This window comes from Streptococcus gwangjuensis (assembly GCF_028156745.1).
Lineage (GTDB): Bacteria > Bacillota > Bacilli > Lactobacillales > Streptococcaceae > Streptococcus > Streptococcus gwangjuense_A.
In genome coordinates, this window is the sequence record NZ_JAODJG010000037.1 from 1 (window position 1) to 17,451 (window position 17,451).

Annotated in this window: 7 protein-coding genes and 1 pseudogene; 7 read left to right on the plus strand and 1 reads right to left on the minus strand. The window is 38.6% G+C overall.

Annotation, left to right across the window (positions count from 1 at the left end):
- On the plus strand, positions 1-2,556 hold a 2,556-nt coding region (locus tag N5909_RS07285), incomplete at its 5' end, for a mucin-binding protein (protein ID WP_419965931.1).
- Positions 2,557-2,679: 123 nt separating this feature from the next.
- On the plus strand, positions 2,680-6,582 hold the full coding sequence (locus N5909_RS07290) for a mucin-binding protein (protein WP_271631053.1): 3,903 nt from the start codon (positions 2,680-2,682) through the stop codon (positions 6,580-6,582).
- A gap of 120 nt (positions 6,583-6,702) precedes the next feature.
- On the opposite strand, the gene N5909_RS07295 is transcribed toward N5909_RS07290, so the two are convergent.
- A complete protein-coding gene (locus N5909_RS07295) occupies positions 6,703-7,251 on the minus strand; it encodes an NADPH-dependent FMN reductase (RefSeq protein WP_261027723.1) in 549 nt (182 codons plus the stop codon).
- Positions 7,252-7,669: 418 nt separating this feature from the next.
- Here N5909_RS07295 and N5909_RS07300 point away from each other — a divergent pair.
- From N5909_RS07300 to N5909_RS07320, 5 genes and pseudogenes are all read left to right on the plus strand, one after another.
- Positions 7,670-8,865, plus strand: a pseudogene (locus N5909_RS07300) (MFS transporter).
- A 186-nt stretch (positions 8,866-9,051) separates the two neighbouring features.
- The gene (locus tag N5909_RS07305; protein WP_265485212.1) at positions 9,052-9,540 is read left to right on the plus strand and encodes a DUF5590 domain-containing protein; all 489 of its coding nucleotides are present in this window, start codon (positions 9,052-9,054) and stop codon (positions 9,538-9,540) included.
- Positions 9,537-10,715, plus strand: a complete 1,179-nt coding sequence (locus tag N5909_RS07310; RefSeq protein ID WP_271631054.1) for a pyridoxal phosphate-dependent aminotransferase — start codon at positions 9,537-9,539, stop codon at positions 10,713-10,715. The genes N5909_RS07305 and N5909_RS07310 overlap by 4 nt, the downstream gene beginning before the upstream one ends.
- Positions 10,716-10,737: 22 nt before the next feature.
- A complete protein-coding gene (asnS, locus tag N5909_RS07315; protein WP_419965932.1) occupies positions 10,738-12,081 on the plus strand; it encodes an asparagine--tRNA ligase in 1,344 nt (447 codons plus the stop codon).
- A gap of 270 nt (positions 12,082-12,351) precedes the next feature.
- The gene (locus N5909_RS07320; protein WP_271631055.1) at positions 12,352-17,367 is read left to right on the plus strand and encodes a mucin-binding protein; all 5,016 of its coding nucleotides are present in this window, start codon (positions 12,352-12,354) and stop codon (positions 17,365-17,367) included.
- The last annotated feature ends 84 nt before the right edge of the window (positions 17,368-17,451 follow it).

Genomic DNA, 17,451 nt, shown 5'->3' on the forward strand with positions numbered 1-17,451 from the left:
GACTTCCAAGACTGGACAACCAATGATGATACGTTTGATAAAGTGGTTTCTCCAACTATCGCAGGTTACACAGCGGATAAATCAGAAATTCCAGCTGTAAGCGGAGTGAAGGCTAAAGACCAAGACCGTGTTGAAACAGTTACTTACCGTAAGGATGCTCAAAAAGCTGTTATCCGTTACGTAAGCACTAACGGTAACCGTGTTCTCACAACAGATGAAGTAACAGGTAAGTCAGGAGAAGCCATTGCCTACAGCACAACAAGTCAAATCAATGAATTCAAGAAACAAGGCTACAACCTTGTTAGCGATGAATTCACAGCAGGTGGTGCGAAGGTTTATGACTACGATACAGTACGTGACCAAGTCTACACTGTAACCCTTTCAGAACGTGTCGAACGTGTAACACCGAAAGATCCTAAACCACAACCAAACACACCAGTCAATCCAGGACAACCAAATACACCAAATTGGCCACGTACTGTCGAGAGAATGGAGAAATTGACTCAAACAATAAGTCGTCGTATCAACTTCCGTTACCTTAAAAATGGAAAAGCTGCATATGGAACGATTGATCAACATATCAGCTATGAAAGAAATGCTCTTGTGAATTTGGTTTCTGGTGATATCAATTATGAACAATGGAAGATTACTGGTATTAAAAACCAAGATGTTGTAGCTCCAGTAGCAACTCAACCATCAGCTACAACTCCTACAGTAGCAAATAACAGTGTAACAAGAGTTGTAAGATCATCTAGTGTAAGACTAGCTTTAGCTCCACAAGTTACTAATTCTCAAGAGTCTCCATTAGGCTTAACTGTGACAGAAAATGGTGAGCGTTCAGTACGTCGTTCATCAAGAGGTAAACGTGCCACTGTAGCAGAGCCAGATAGTTCAACTAATTCAGAAGCTGATTCATCTGTTAATGCAGTGTTCAAAGCAGTGCGAACTCCTATTACACCAAAATTCTATGCTACTGTGAACAAAGTAGGAACGATGGAGGTTAACCCAAATTCTCCTCAAGATACAGAAGTTAATGTTGACTTGAAAGAAATGGGACGTATTGTAGCAGTCAATAATAAAGGACAATATATCAATGAACAAGGAGAGGTGGTACAAAACATTGAAGACGCTCTCTATAAGTACTATGATAATGATCCAAACGATGCAACAAAAGCAGCGGAAACAAAAATTCCTGCGGCTCCAAAATTCCATGTATTAAATAATACGCAACCAACTGTTTGGGGATATAATATTGTTGACAAGACAATCGAACCAAATGATGAATCTGATCCTGATCGCATCGGAAAAGATACCTTTGTAACATATAATGAAATTATTGATCCAGTATCTAAGGAAACAAACCAAACGGTAAGCTTTGCTGGTGCAGGTTCTGCAACTCCTAACGATAATGTGCAAAATGATTTTGTCTTCAAGGGATCATATAATGAAGCGACTAAAGAAACAACTTGGGAAAACAAGAACCATACCTATGGCATAGTTAAAGTCCCAGTTGTGGCAGGATATTTTGCTGATAAATCAGAAGCTGGTGCTAAGACAGTTACGCCAGATTCACCAAAAGCAACAGATACAGTTACATATAAAGCTTTGGGTAAAATCATTCCAGTAGATGCTTCTGGAAATGTGATTGCAGATGCTCCTCAACCACAATACATGAATGATGCAAATGATCCTCGTAAAGCTGGAGAAACTGCAGTACCTGAAATTGTAGGCTACAAACCAGAGCGTACAAGTGTCACACCTGAAAATCCAGGTGAAGATACAAAGGTAACTTACGTCAAGACAGATCAAGTTGCAGTGGTTCGTTATATAGATGTTGATAATAAGGATGAGGTCGTTCATACAGACAATGTTACTGGTAAATCTGGAGAAAAGATTGCTTATACGACAGAAACTGTTTTGAAATCATTGATAGAAAAAGGGTACTTATTACAGAAAGATGGTTTCCCTACAGATGCAACTTTTGATACAGATGAAACTAAAGTTCAAGAATATACAGTTCTATTGAAACATAAGATCACTGTTAAAAAAGATGTTCCTAAAGTAGTAGAGAGAACGATCCATTATGTATTTGCAGATGGTACAAAAGCAAGTGAAGATCACCATGATCAAGTAAGTTTTTCACGTATGTTAAGTATCGATAATGTAACAGGTAAAACTACAAGTACATCTTGGGTTTCTGAAGATGGAGTGACAAGTTTTGACGAAGTGGTATCTCCAACCATTGCAGGATACAATCCTGATCTTGCTAAGGTAGATTCGGTTCAAGGAATTACAGCAGAAACTGGAAATCAAGTTGTAACTGTAACTTATAGAAATGTTCAACCAATTCCACAAGTTACACCAACTCCGGTTCCAACGCCCGCTCCAGCTCCCAAAGTGCCATCAGCAGTTCCAACGCCAACGCCCGCTCCAAAAGAGGGAGAAAAAGACCTTCCAAAAACTGCAGGTCACTCTTCTGGTATGGCTCAAGCTCTAGGAGTGCTTGGTCTAATTGCTGGATTCAGTTTAGTTGGAAAAGCAAAACGAGATGAATAAAATCAAAACAAAACTCTAGACAACAAAATATTGGAAGTGTAGTGTTTTAGGGAGTGAGAATGTATGTCAATACAGCATCAATTCCACTCCCTTTTTTATCATAAAAAGTTAGAGAGAAAATATATGTATTCAAGAGTAAAACGGAATCAAATGAATAAGGTAAACAAGTATTCCATTAGAAAATCAAGTTTTGGTGCAGTATCTGTTGCTGTAGCTGCCTTGATGGTTTTTGGTACTTATTCAAATGTGAGTGCAGATGAACAGAAAGTAGATTCACATCGCACTGAAAAAGAAGAACAAAAAGTCTCTGAAAAACCAGAAGAGACCAAGCAAGAGAAATCTGAGGAAAAAATAGCAGAATTACCTTCAACTCTTCAAGCTCCAGTTTTGGAAAAAGAAGAATTAGATATCAATGCCCTTCTAAAGAAGGAAGCAGAGTCTAAAGTGGCAGCTGAGACAAAAAATTCTGACTCAAAAGAATTCACTTCTAAAGAAGTTAAGTCTAGTGAAGAAAAAACTACCTCACCTGCTTCAAGTGAGAAGGTAAAAGAAGAAAAATCAGTCGAAAAAACTACCTTGGAACAGGTTGTATCAGAAGCAGAAGTTTTAAATCAAGTTGCTGTTCGTTATGCTCAAGAAGCAGATCGTAAAGTTGAAGAAAAAGCCTTGGTTCAAGAAGCTGTTAAGGCAGCAACAATTCAGATTTCACAATCAAAATCCTTGTTGAAAGATTCATCTGTTAGTGCAGAAAATCTTAAGACTCAATTAAATCAACTGTATTCAGCTATTGAAACAGTATATACTGAGTTGCAACGTGCAGGACACGGCAAGAAAATTAGCGCTAATCTATCGCCAACTCAAATACAGGATGTAGCTATCGATAATGGAAATATTATTGCCAGTGGTACAATCGACATGGCCGACCGTGTAACTTCAACAGGTATTGCTGATTATCGCTTCCAATTAAAATTTAAAAATGGTACCTATCATAAGGGGGATATCTTTACAATTGGTTTGAAGGAATTGCCACAAGATAATAATCTTCCTCAAAAATTGGTTGCTGAAGGTAAAGTATTTGCAGAACGAGTGAGTCTGGTTCAGAAAAATGATAATGCCAAAGCTGGAAGCCTTTCATACTGGGCTTCACGTGGAGACCGTGACGTTGCTTTGGACACAAAAGAATCATGGGATTTAGTTGACAAAGGGAGTCATATTGAAGCAACATACCGTTTTACTGACGAAATTGAACGCTTAGATGATGTTACTTTTGAACTTCAATACAGAGGTGGAATTCGTTATCCTCGAGTGAACGTGGATAAGTCTGTAACTGGTGTTATTTCAGTTAATGGTCAAAATGTAGTCACTAAGAATTACACTGTGATTAAAACAGATATAGGAGCACCTAAAGTTTATGATACACCAGCTACAGCTAACTTCACAGGTGATGTTATGTTGGATGATGATGGTAGTATCAAAACATATAACAGCACTCTTCGTATCGGAACATGGAAATCAAACTTTAGTGCAGGGACCCGTTTCACCGTTCGTATCAATGATACAGAATTCAATAAGTTTGCTACTGTCGGTGAATTTGTTGAACGTGGTGCCCACAATGTCGAAATGATAAATACTAGCCCTGATACATCAAGAACAAGGGTAAATCGCCATAATGTTATTTTGGAGGCACCTCGTGAAGAGCCTGGTCAACATGCCAAATTCAAGATTCTTAAGGCAGCAGATAATGAATTAACCTTTGAATTGGTATCTGGAAAGATGTTGGCTGGAAGAACTTATGTATTACGTACAAAAGACTTTGGAGTTGACCGTGTTCCGACAAGTCACACAGTTAATTATCTGAATGAAGCTAGAAATGGTTTTAAATCAAATGTTCCAGGGACATTGACAGTTGTTGATGCCAAAGGTAAAAATCTTACAGACCAATACGAACAAGCTGCTGATTCTGATTGGAAAATTGCCAATCCAGATATGGTAAGAACAGATGGACGCCTTGTATATGGAGATGTAGCCGTTCGATTCGTTGATACTCAAGGGAAAATGCTTCTTCCTGCCATTGCAGCGGTGGAAAATGGAGGTATCCTTCAAGACAAATTCACTACTGTAAGACCATCTACCAAAATTGATACTAGCTATGTAGCTACTTTAGAGAGAAATACAACTGAGACAGAAGTTCAAGAAAACAAAGGAATTCAAACAACATCTATCACAGCACCTTATTTATTGCATTCACCAAATGGTAAATATTATGTCTTTAAAGAATATGCACAGAATGATCGTTTCTATAGCAATACGAAGACATCTGGTACGATTACACGAGCTCAAGCTAACGTGGTAGCTGTGTACGAAGAAGCTAAATTTGGTAAAGTTGATATTCAGTATCGTGATAAAACAAGTCAAGCTATTTTAGAAACATTCAATACACCACATGATAAGAGTTCAAATCTCATTAACTTGTTGGGAAATAACTATGATGTGACTGCTAAAGTTCCTGAACGTTTCGAAAAAGATGGTGTAGTATATGTCTTGTCACAAACACCTGCTAATAGTAAGGGATATTTGACACAGGCTGATATCCATGTTGTTTATGATTATCTTGCTCAACAAAAAGCACAGGTTAAATACCTCAATCAAACAGAAACAAGTCCTAAAGTTTTAGGAAATGTGGATAGTGTAGTTGGTCTTCCAGGTGAAACAATTGTTTATAATTCAAAAACTCGTATTAATCAGTACCTAAAACAAGGATATGAATTAGTACATGATGGTTTTGCAAATGCTAATGATAAACGTTTCGACAGTGAAAAACAAACTGATCAAGTATTCTCAGTTCAATTAATCGAAAAAGTTGTGACTGTTACAGCAGATGATCCGAAACCAATTGCTGGAAATCCATTAGTAGCAGGAGATGCATTGTCACCTGTTTGGCCTAAATCGGTTGAAAACTTAGATACACTGAGAAAAATGACCAAGCAGACGATTCACTACAAATATCAAAAAGATGGCAAACAAGCTTTCAAAGATGTAGTTCGATCTGTAGTTTTTGAAAGAGTGGCGAGAGTTAACCTCGTTACTGGTGCAGTTATTTATGATAATTGGAAAATCACAAGAATTGATGATAAAACAGTAGCGTCAGTGGATACGACTGTTCATAAACCAAATGTCACTCCACAAGGAGTAACAACTATTGCAGCAACTCCTTCTAGTCTAGGGAATGGAATTTCTATCAAACCAGTTTTGACTGTTCCGAATCCAGTTGTTGCATCATCACCAATTGTTGCAAAACCCGTCGTATCGGTAAAACCAGTAACACCGGTTAAACCAGCAGTGTCAACTCCGGCTAAGCCAGCACCTGTAGTTAAACCAAAACCGGTAGCACCATCAACACCAGTCAAACCAGTAATTTCGACACCAGTAACTCCAGCGCCTGTTGCCACACCACAACCAGTTGCTCCAGTGAAACCAGTAGCCCCTGCACCGGTAACACCTGTTAAACCAGTAGTATCTACTCCAGCTACACCAACACCAGCTGTGCAACCAAAACCGGTAGCGACTACTGATTCAAAACCTAGCTTAACTCCAGCTGAAGCCTTGGCTGCAATTAAACCAACAGATTTTTCTTCACAAACATCTGTTAATAAGAAAACAGAGACAAAACCTGTTCCTGGTGGAACGGCTACGACTACAACTACAACGACAACCACTGTTACCTCAAATGCGACAACAGCGGGTCCAACAACACCGATTGTCACTATTACAACAAATGAAACTGAAACTCATTCAGAGGTGACAAGTGTCATTCATACTGGCACCACTAGCCACACGCATGTGGTCGGAGTTGTTACAAAACCAAACGTAGTTGTTACTCATCCAAAACCAAGTGTTCAGCCTAAACCGCATTTAACGAGACCTCATCATGGACCAGTACACCATGCTCCTTCGCGTCCAGGTAAACAAGTTAAACCGATTAGAACTGGACCAGGAACTCGTGGTCATGCTAGAAGACATCGCTAAATATAAAGTGTTAATACTGATTTAACTAGTAGTATAGTATTAAATAGCACAAAAAATGAGCAACTTTAAATTTAAAGTGGCTCATTTTTATATTAAGGACTTCTTAAAATTCTCTATTTTTTACTGAACTGCGGCTACCAAATCTTGAGCTTGTTTTTCAAGTGAGTTTAGGACTGTTTCTTCAAGAACCAATTTTCCGTCTGCCCAGGCAGAGTCGTTAACACGTGCAGCAGTAAAGTCACCAACGACTTGTGTACGGATGAATGGCAAGAGGTCTTTGTAAATAGCGAAGAGTTGATCGTGACCTGCATTGGCTACAGATGATACTGTGACAAACTTGTCTTGAAGGGCAGAAGCGCCACGTGTATCAGACAAGTCAAGAGCGCGAGATAGCCAGTCAAGCAAGTTTTTCACCGTACCAGGGATAGAGAAGTTATAGACTGGAGAGAAAATCCAGATGGCATCCGCAGCGAGAACTGCTTCACGAGCAGCAGCTACAGCTGGATGTGTTGGAACTTCCAAATCTTGGCTGAAGAGAGGAAGGGTTGAATAATCAAGGTAGCTAACCTCTGCTTTACCAGCAAGTGCTTTCTCAGCTTCGAGAGCCATTTGGTGGTTGAAAGAACCTTGACGTAGTGATCCGACGATAAATAATACTTTTTTAGACATGATGTGTCTCCTTTTTCTTAAATTTCCGAGAAGTCTCTCGTTGTTATAAAATATATTACAACAAAACAAAAGGACTTGCAAGAAATTTGCTCAGAGTTTATTTGAAAATTATAAAATTGCTGAAACTCTAGTCAGTTGCCACTGGAAAAGTAAGAACTGTTTTTTGGATTTTAGTTTTCTTTGATTTTATAGGAGTATTCCAATATTCTCTTGTAATATAATGACATAAGTGCTAAAATAAACAAGAAAACTAGCAATAGAAACCGCAGAACAGCTATTTTCCGGTATCATTTCATAAATCATTAAAGGAACAATAATGGCATTGAAGAATGCTTCTAAAAGGGGTGGAGATCATGTAAGGCAAAGATTAACAAGTGACGGACAAAAGAAATAATAATACACTTGTTAAGGAGAAAAGATGTTAATAAGAAATTATCGGAAAAATATTGGCCTGATGGCCGGAGTTGAGTTTTTTGCATTTCTAGGGATTACCAGTTTTTGGATTCTCTTTCTCAGTCAAAACGGAATGTCTCTTTGGCAGATTGGACTTCTGGAGAGTATTTTTCATACGACCAGTCTTCTCTGTGAAATTCCATCTGGTATGTTAGCTGACCGCTATTCCTATAAGACCAACCTTTATTTAAGTCGTATAGCAGGGATTGTGTCTTCTATTCTTATGTTGGCTGGGCAGGGAAATTTTTGGATTTATGCGCTAGCTATGGCGATAAGTGCCTTGTCTTATAATTTTGATTCAGGAACAAGTGCAGCAATGGTCTATGACTCGGCTGTAGAGGCTGGGCTAAAGGAGCGCTATCTATCCATTTCAAGTTTCATGTCAGGAGTAGCAGAAGGAACTCGTTCTTTGGGGACAGTGTTGGCGGGATTTTTTGCCATGGTCAATTGCACCTGACCTACTATATCATGATTGCCACTTCTATCATAGTTCTTGTCTTGATTTGGATGCTGAAAGAGCCCAGTGTCAAGCTAGAAAAAACTGATAGTGTGACCATGAAACAGATTATGTGGACTGTTAAGGAAGAGTTGGAGCGAAATCCTATGCTCTTCAACTGGATGATTTTGTCTCAGATTGTTGGGACACTCATGTGCATGTTTTATTTTTACTATCAAAATCAGTTACCGGATTTAAGTAGCTGGCAAATTTCAGCAGTTATGCTACTTGGAAGTCTCTTGAATATCGTCGCAGTCTATCTAGCGAGTAAGATTGGAAAGAGATATGCCGCCTTGAAGCTTTTCCCTATTCTCGTCCTGCTGACTGGAGTTACCTACCTGCTGTCCTACTTTGGAACACCTCTAATCTATATTTTGGTTTATTTGATTAGTAATGCTCTATATGCTCTTTTTCAGCCGATTTTTGATAATGATTTGCAAGAGCGACTCCCAAGTGAAGTAAGGGCAACCATGCTGAGTGTCTACTCTATGATGTTTAGCCTAAGTATGATTGTATTCTTCCCACTGACAGGGTGGTTGATTGACCATTTAGGCTTTGTAGTAGCATTTCTTTATCTAGGATTCTTTTTAGTCATGATTAGCCTTCTACTGCCTGTATTTTTAGGAAAAATGGCTAAAAGAATAGATAATAAAATAATACCATAGATTAAAAGAACTTCTAAAAACTTGAGTGCCAAGCTCAGGTTTTTTAATAGGTTGATTTTGGAGCTGTCTTTAATTTTCTTGCTCGGTTTTAGCTAAGAAAAATCTGTTTTGTTTGAAGGAAGAAATAATATAGGTTTGTTCTTGCATTCACTTGTAATAAAGCCCAATAGATGGTAAAATAGACGAGTGAAAAAAAGACAAAATAAAGCAAAAAATAATCTACTGTGGCAGTATGGTCTAGGGATGACGATTTTGTTTGTGGTTATCAGTGCTTCCTTTCTGTATCTGGTTTCTCTCGGCATGAAACCCTATCAAACAGCTAAAAGTGAAGGAGAAAAATTAGCTCAGCAGTATGCAGGATTAGAGCAGGCTGATCAGGTTGATTTATACAATGGCTTGGAATCTTACTACAGTGTTCTTGGTCATAATAAACAGCAAGAAGCGCTTGCTGTCCTGATTGGTAAAGATGACCATAAGATTTACGTTTATCAGCTAAATCATGGTATTTCACAAGAAAAAGCAGAAGCGGTTTCGAAGGAAAAAGGAGCTGGCGAGATTGACAAGATAACCTTTGGCCGTTATCAAGACAAGCCAATCTGGGAAGTAAAGTCAGGCTCTGATTTTTATCTAGTAGATTTTGAAACAGGAGCATTGCTCAATAAGGAGGGCTTATGAAACTATCCAAGCGTGTTTTAGAAATGGAAGAAAGTGTCACTTTAGCTAGTGATGCGAGAGCAAAAAAATTAAAAGCTCAAGGTAAGGATGTCCTTTTCTTGACCTTGGGACAACCAGATTTTCACACTCCTGAAAATATTCAGGATGCAGCAGTTAAAGCTATTCGAGAAGGACAGGCTTCCTTCTATACAGTAGCTTCAGGTCTACCAGAATTAAAAGCTGCGGTGAATACCTACTTCGAGCGCTACTATGGCTATTCTGTCGCAAGTAACGAGGTTACCTTTGCTACAGGTGCCAAGTTCTCCCTCTATACTTTCTTTATGGCTGTAATCAATCCTTTAGATGAGGTTATTATTCCAACTCCATACTGGGTTAGTTATGGAGACCAGGTCAAGATGGCAGAAGGGATTCCAGTCTTTGTTCAAGCTAAGGAAGACAATCACTTTAAGGTGACCGTAGAGCAGTTAGAAGCAGCTCGTACAGATAAAACTAAGGTTTTGGTGTTGAATTCGCCATCCAATCCGACAGGAATGATTTACACCCGTGAGGAACTCTTGGCTATCGGAAATTGGGCTGTTGAACATGACATTCTCATCCTAGCAGATGATATTTATGGTCGTTTGGTCTATAACGGGAATGAGTTCGTACCAATCTCTAGTCTATCAGAAGCCATTCGCAAGCAAACCATTGTTATTAACGGTGTATCAAAAGCTTATGCCATGACAGGTTGGCGAGTAGGTTATGCAGTGGGTGATCCAGAAATCATCGCTGCTATGAGCAAATTGACAGGTCAAACAACTTCTAACCTAACTGCTGTTTCACAATATGCAACTATCGAAGCCCTAACTGGACCGCAAGATTCTGTGGAAGTTATGCGTCAAGCATTTGAAGAACGTCTCAATACCATCTATCCACTCTTGTGTGAAGTCCCTGGTTTTGAAGTTGTAAAACCACAAGGAGCTTTCTATCTCTTTCCGAATGTCAAAAAAGCTATGGAGATGAAAGGTTATAGCGATGTAACAGCATTTACAACGGCTATTCTTGAAGAAGTTGGTCTGGCCTTGATTACAGGAGCAGGATTTGGAGCGCCAGAAAATGTGCGCCTCAGCTATGCGACAGACCTAGACACGCTTAAAGAAGCAGTTAAACGCTTGAAAGCATTTATGGAAAAATAAAAGAAAAAGAAAAGGAAAAATAATGACAAAACGTGTAACGATTATCGATGTAAAAGACTATGTTGGTCAAGAAGTGACGATTGGTGCTTGGGTTGCCAACAAATCAGGAAAAGGAAAAATCGCTTTCTTGCAATTGCGTGATGGAACAGCTTTCTTCCAAGGTGTGGCCTTTAAACCAAACTTTGTAGAAAAATTTGGTGAAGAAGTAGGACTTGAGAAGTTTGATGTTATCAAACGCTTGAGCCAAGAAACGTCTGTTTATGTGACAGGAATTGTCAAAGAAGACGAACGTTCTAAGTTTGGTTATGAGTTGGATATTACAGACATCGAAGTGATCGGTGAATCTCAAGATTACCCAATTACACCAAAAGAACACGGAACAGACTTCTTGATGGACAACCGTCACTTGTGGCTCCGTTCTCGCAAGCAAGTAGCAGTGATGCAAATCCGTAACGCGATCATCTACGCAACTTATGAATTCTTTGACAAGAACGGCTTCATGAAGTTTGATAGCCCAATTCTTTCAGGAAATGCGGCAGAAGATTCAACAGAACTCTTTGAAACAGACTACTTCGGTACGCCAGCCTACTTGAGCCAATCAGGTCAGCTTTACCTAGAAGCAGGTGCTATGGCACTTGGTCGTGTCTTTGACTTTGGTCCCGTATTCCGTGCTGAAAAATCAAAAACGCGCCGTCACTTGACTGAGTTCTGGATGATGGATGCAGAGTACTCATACTTGACACACGATGAGTCGCTTGACTTGCAAGAAGCTTATGTAAAAGCTCTTCTTCAAGGTGTTCTTGACCGTGCGCCTCAAGCTTTGGAAACCTTGGAACGTGATACAGAGCTCTTGAAACGCTACATTGCAGAGCCATTCAAACGTATCACTTATGATCAAGCTATTGACCTCTTGCAAGAGCATGAAAATGATGAAGACGCTGACTACGAACACCTTGAGCATGGTGATGACTTTGGTTCACCACACGAAACATGGATTTCAAACTACTTTGGTGTACCAACATTTGTCATGAATTACCCAGCAGCCATCAAGGCCTTCTACATGAAACCAGTTCCTGGAAATCCAGAGCGCGTGCTTTGTGCAGACTTGCTTGCTCCAGAAGGCTATGGAGAAATCATCGGTGGATCTATGCGTGAGGAGGACTACGATGCCCTTGTCGCTAAGATGGATGAACTTGGCATGGATCGTACAGAATATGAATTCTACCTTGATCTTCGTAAATACGGTACAGTTCCACATGGAGGATTTGGTATCGGTATCGAACGTATGGTAACCTTTGCAGCAGGAACAAAACACATCCGTGAAGCTATCCCATTCCCACGTATGTTGCACCGTATTAAACCGTAAATAAATATATAAAAGTAAAAGGTCAAATTGGCCTTTTATTTTTTATGATGAAATTACACAAAACAGCGATTGATATATATATATAGAAAAATCCTCATATTTTGTACATAAACGTAGACAGTTTAGTTGAAATAATGTTATAATGTAAATTAGGAATTAAGTACCTAAGTGTAGCTGCTTTAATGTATAAATTAAGCTGGAAATGGAGGCGTTGTTTAAATACTTGGGTGTAATTCCGTAATTAACACATATTTTAAAAAAGGAGAAAACATGTATTCAAGAATGGAAAAATACCATGGTAGAAGAGCTCAACGCTTTTCTATTCGTAAGTATAGCTTTGGTGCCGCTAGTGTTCTATTGGGAACTGCTCTCCTATTAGGAACAAATGCTGTCAAAGCTGATGAGACGAACACTGGTTCTGCAAAGGCTACAGAAATTACAAATCCTGATAAACAGAAACCTGATTCAGCCATAACAACACCAGTTGTTGAAGAACTTCCAGAATTAAAGCTTGATGCTGTAAAAGCAGATGAAAAATCTGAAGTAAAAGAAGAAGCTAAACCTGTAGCAGAAAAAGAAGTTACTGATAAAGCTGCAACAGAAAAATCTGATAAAGAGCAAGCTGACAAAAAAGAAGTAGCTAAAGAAAAAACTGACAAAGAAACATCTGAAAAAGCTGAAACAGTAAAACCTAAAGATGAAGTGAAGACAGTTCTTACTCAATTGACTTCAGAAGCAGAAGTAATGGCAACAGTTGCTTCAAACTTTTCAGATAAGGAAGCTAAAGATGTTGAAGCTAAACAAAAATTGTCAGCTGCAATTGCTGCTGTTAAGTTAGAAGCAGTAGCATCTAAAGGTTTACTTTCATCTGATGCTTCTAAAGATCAGATGGTAGCCCAAGTGAACCGTCTTTCAGCCGCAATTGAAGCAGTTTATGCTGAAATGAAACGTGCAGGCCATGCAGGTAAAGTTGAAGCTGTATTAGCTGAAACTCATACTGGTAAAGCTCTTATAAAAGAAGGAAAAGCCGTAGTAAACGTTCAAAACGCTTATATTACTATGAATGCTGATAATTCAGCACCAACGGCATGGGGAATAGAAATTTCTTTTGACACGTCTAGAACTCAAAAGGGTGATACTACTAAAATTGAATTAAAAAATTTAGCAGGATTTGGTGATGCATTCAAGGTAGGAACACCAATAAAAGCCGCGGATGGTACAACGATAGGTGTGGTGAAATCTGCTGCCCAAAGTAATTCTACAGGTAACAAAGGTACAACAAGTCCATATTGGGCTCAACGTATGAAAGATGGAATGACTTATGAAGAACGTCTTGCAGAGCAACCAGCTATTCCCAATGAAGTAGGAACTATTACTTATACAATAGAATGGAACGAAAAAGCTAGTAATTATCCGGTTACAACATATTCTGTTGAAAATTTAACAGGTAGTGGATATTATGCTCCTCAAATTTCTAAGGATACAGAATACACTGCGGAGATTAAGGTAGATGGCCAAAAAGTTCTGGAACATACTTACATACATAAAGCAACTAAGCCGAGTGTTCAGAAGCAGTCGACTAGTGTCTCTTTGTTGACTGACAATGGTGTTAACTATAATGGCTCTTCACTTGTGAAAAAGAATGATTCTGTAGTTATTAATACAGATACTGATGTTCGCTATAGCAAAGGATCTAAATTTACAATTGATTTACCAAATGATGAGTTCACTTATTTCCGTGAATTGGGAAATGGAAAGAATTCTATTAAGAGTTCAGAAGTGACATATAGGCCATCTAACCGTTGGTCAAATGTTCAAGCTAATCAAAATAATGTTTGGATTCTCCAAGATGGCCGAGATACAAGCTTTACATTAAAAGCTACATTGAAATCACCAACTCGATTGGAACTAGAAGTCATTGATGGTGTTATTCAAGAGGGTTCAACTGTCTCTATGGCTTTAGATAAGCTAGGGATTGAAAAAGTATTGACACCTCGTACCTTCTCAGATGATTTTTCAAAAATAAAATATGATGAATTAGGGCGAGTTGCTAAGGGAAGTACAGTTGGTAATGACAAAACTAGCGCAACTTTATCAGTTACAGGCGGGACTCCATTAAATGGTCAAACAGAAGAAATTGCTACTAAAGTTAACAATGGTTGGGAAGTTAGTGTTATACCGAATGGTTCAACCACTGTTGAGACTGGGGCAGTTACTTTAACTTTAAAAGATTTAGAAACTGGTAAAATTATTGGATATATACCGACAGAATATAATGGATATGCACCTCTTAAGGAAGATGGTACGTATGAAACAAAAAATATTCTAGGTAAAAAATATGATGTTACGAATCAAATTCCAGATTTGGTTAAACCTATTGCTGGGGTTGATTATATATTAGCTGAAATTCCTCCAAAAGGTCCTGCAGGAACTATTAATGTTAGTGATAAACGGATTCGTGATATATATACTGCAGATGAAATTACCGCGGCTGGTTTGAATCCTAATGCTTATGTTAACAATGTTATTTATTCATATGTTAAGAAAACTAAGGTTGAAGAAGTAAACCGTACAATTAAGTATGTGTATGCAGACGATGTTAAAAATCTTGCAGGGCAACAGGTGTTTGAACCAACTAAACAAACAGTAAGTTATACAGGTACTGTCAAATTAAATTCTGATGGTAAAGCTGCAGTTGACTCCAATGATAAGCCTATTTACGTTAATTGGGTAGGTAACGGAGATACAAATCTTCCAGAAGTAACAGTACCTCAAAAAGAAGGTTACATTGCAAGTGTAGAAAAAGTTCCGGTACAGCCAACAACTGCAACAGATGAAGATTACGAATATGTAGTAACTTACTCACCAATCCAAAAAGCTAAAACAACATTTGTCTACCAAGACAAAGATGGTAATGTTAAGCAGGTGGAAGGTAACACGCCAATCTCTGAAACAGGTAAAGGTGGAGACAAACTTACAAAAGCAGATGAAATCGCTGCGAGAATCAAAGAAGCTCAAAACAAAGGATATGAAGTAGTTTCTAATACATATCCAACAGATGGCGTCTTTGATAAAGATGTTGACACTGATCAAGAGTTCACAGTAACACTTAAAGAACGTGTTGTACCAGTTACACCAGATCAACCAAAAACACCAGGAACTCCAGTAGATCCAAATAACCCAGACGGACCTAAATACCCAGCTGGCTTGGAAGAAAAAGATCTAAACAAAACAGTAACACGTACAATTACATACGTATACGAAGATGGCACTCCAGTATTAAACGAAGACGGCACTCCAAAAACAGTAACACAAGAAGCTAAATTCACACGTGAAGCGAAAGTTAATTTAGTTACAGGAGAAGTTACATATGGAGATTGGACTCCAGCACAAGATTTAGCTGAAGTTAAATCACCAGTAGTTAAAGGATTCTTAGCTGACAAAGCAAGTGTACCAGTAGTAAACGTAACAGGTGATTCTGAAGATATCAAGGAAGTAGTAACCTACAAACCACTTGGTTCATGGGTACCAAACATCCCAGGTCAACCAACAAACCCAATTAAGTATCCAAATGATCCAACAGATCCAACCAAACCAGGACAACCAACAGAAGTAGTACCATATGTACCAGGATACACTCCAAAAGATGGCAATGGTCAACCACTTAAACCAGTAGATCCAAACAATCCAACTAAAGGTTATGAAGTACCAAGTGTCCCAACTAACCCAGGTGAGGATACACCAATCAACTATGTGAAGGATACGCAAAAAGCTAAGACTACTTTCGTAGATGAAAAAGGAAATCCAATTCCAGGTGTTGACGCTATTACTGAAGAAGGTGACTCAGATACACCATTAACAAAAGAAGCTGATGTAAAAGCGAAAATTAAAGAACTTGAAAACAAAGGATATGAATTAGTATCTAATACATACCCAGAAGGTGGTAAGTTCGATAAAGATAAAGACACTGATCAAGAGTTCAAAGTAACACTTAAAGAACGTGTTGTACCAGTTACACCAGATCAACCAAAAACACCAGGGGCACCTGTTGATCCAAACAACCCAGACGGACCTAAATACCCAGCTGGTTTGGAAGAAAAAGATCTAAACAAAACAGTAACACGTACAATTACTTATGTTTACGAAGATGGAACTCCAGTATTAAACGAAGATGGAACTCCAAAAACAGTAACACAAGAAGCTAAATTCACACGTGAAGCGAAAGTTAACTTGGTTACAGGTGAGGTTACATACGGAGATTGGACACCAGCTCAAGACTTGGCTGAAGTGAAATCACCAGTAGTTAAAGGATACTTAGCTGATAAAGTAACAGTACCAACTACAAAAGTAACTGCAGACTCAGAAAACACTACAGAAGTGGTAACATACAAACCACTTGGTTCATGGATTCCAAACATCCCAGGTCAACCAACAACTCCAATCAAATATCCAAACGATCCAACAGATCCAACAAAACCAGGTAAACCAACAGATGTGTTACCATACGTACCAGGATTTACTCCAGAAGATAAAGATGGCAATCCACTTAAACCAGTTGATCCAACAGATCCAACAAAAGGATATGTAGTACCAAACATCCCAACAGATCCAAGTCAAGATACAGTAATTAACTACGTAGCAAACAAAGYTAAACTAGTAGTTAAATATGTAGATGAAAAAGGCAAAGACTTAATCCCTTCAGAAACAACAGAAGGAAAAGTAGGAGATGAGTACACAACAACTGGAAAAGTAATTCCAGGACACCTACTTGTTCGTGTAGATGGAGACGCTAAAGGTAAGATTGGCACAGATGGTTCAACAGTAACATACGTTTACAAACCAATCGGATCATGGATTCCAAACATCCCAGGACAACCAACAGACCCAATCAAGTATCCAAATGATCCAACAGATCCAACAAAACCAGGACAACCAACAGAAGTGTTACCATACGTTCCAGGATTCACTCCAGAAGATAAAGATGGCAACCCACTTAAACCAGTTGATCCGAAAGATCCAACAAAAGGATATGTAGTACCAAACATCCCAACAGATCCAAGTCAAGATACAGTAATTAACTATGTTCCAAATCCTAGGGAAGTAGAAAAACCTGCTAAACCAGCTCAACCTTCTAAATCTTCTAAACAAGAAACACCTAAATATGTTGAAGGTCAAAAAGAGTTGCCTAACACAGGTACAGAAGCTAGCGCTAGTCTAGCATCGCTCGGACTTCTTGGAGCACTAGGAGGGATTGGACTTCTTACTCGTAAGAAAAAAGAAGATTAAATCTAATTAGATTTTCTAATAAGAATAAGGAGTTGGATGGAATATCCGCTCCTTTTTCTTATAGTTTGAAACTATAAGATAGCC

What these genes read in the sequence shown, in the direction of transcription:
- asnS (WP_419965932.1), top strand. Translation starts at nt 10,738, where the DNA reads ATGACAAAACGTGTAACGATTATCGATGTAAAAGACTATGTTGGTCAA.
- N5909_RS07310 (WP_271631054.1), top strand. Translation starts at nt 9,537, where the DNA reads ATGAAACTATCCAAGCGTGTTTTAGAAATGGAAGAAAGTGTCACTTTA.
- N5909_RS07290 (WP_271631053.1), top strand. Translation starts at nt 2,680, where the DNA reads ATGTATTCAAGAGTAAAACGGAATCAAATGAATAAGGTAAACAAGTAT.
- N5909_RS07295 (WP_261027723.1), bottom strand. Translation starts at nt 7,251, where the DNA reads ATGTCTAAAAAAGTATTATTTATCGTCGGATCACTACGTCAAGGTTCT.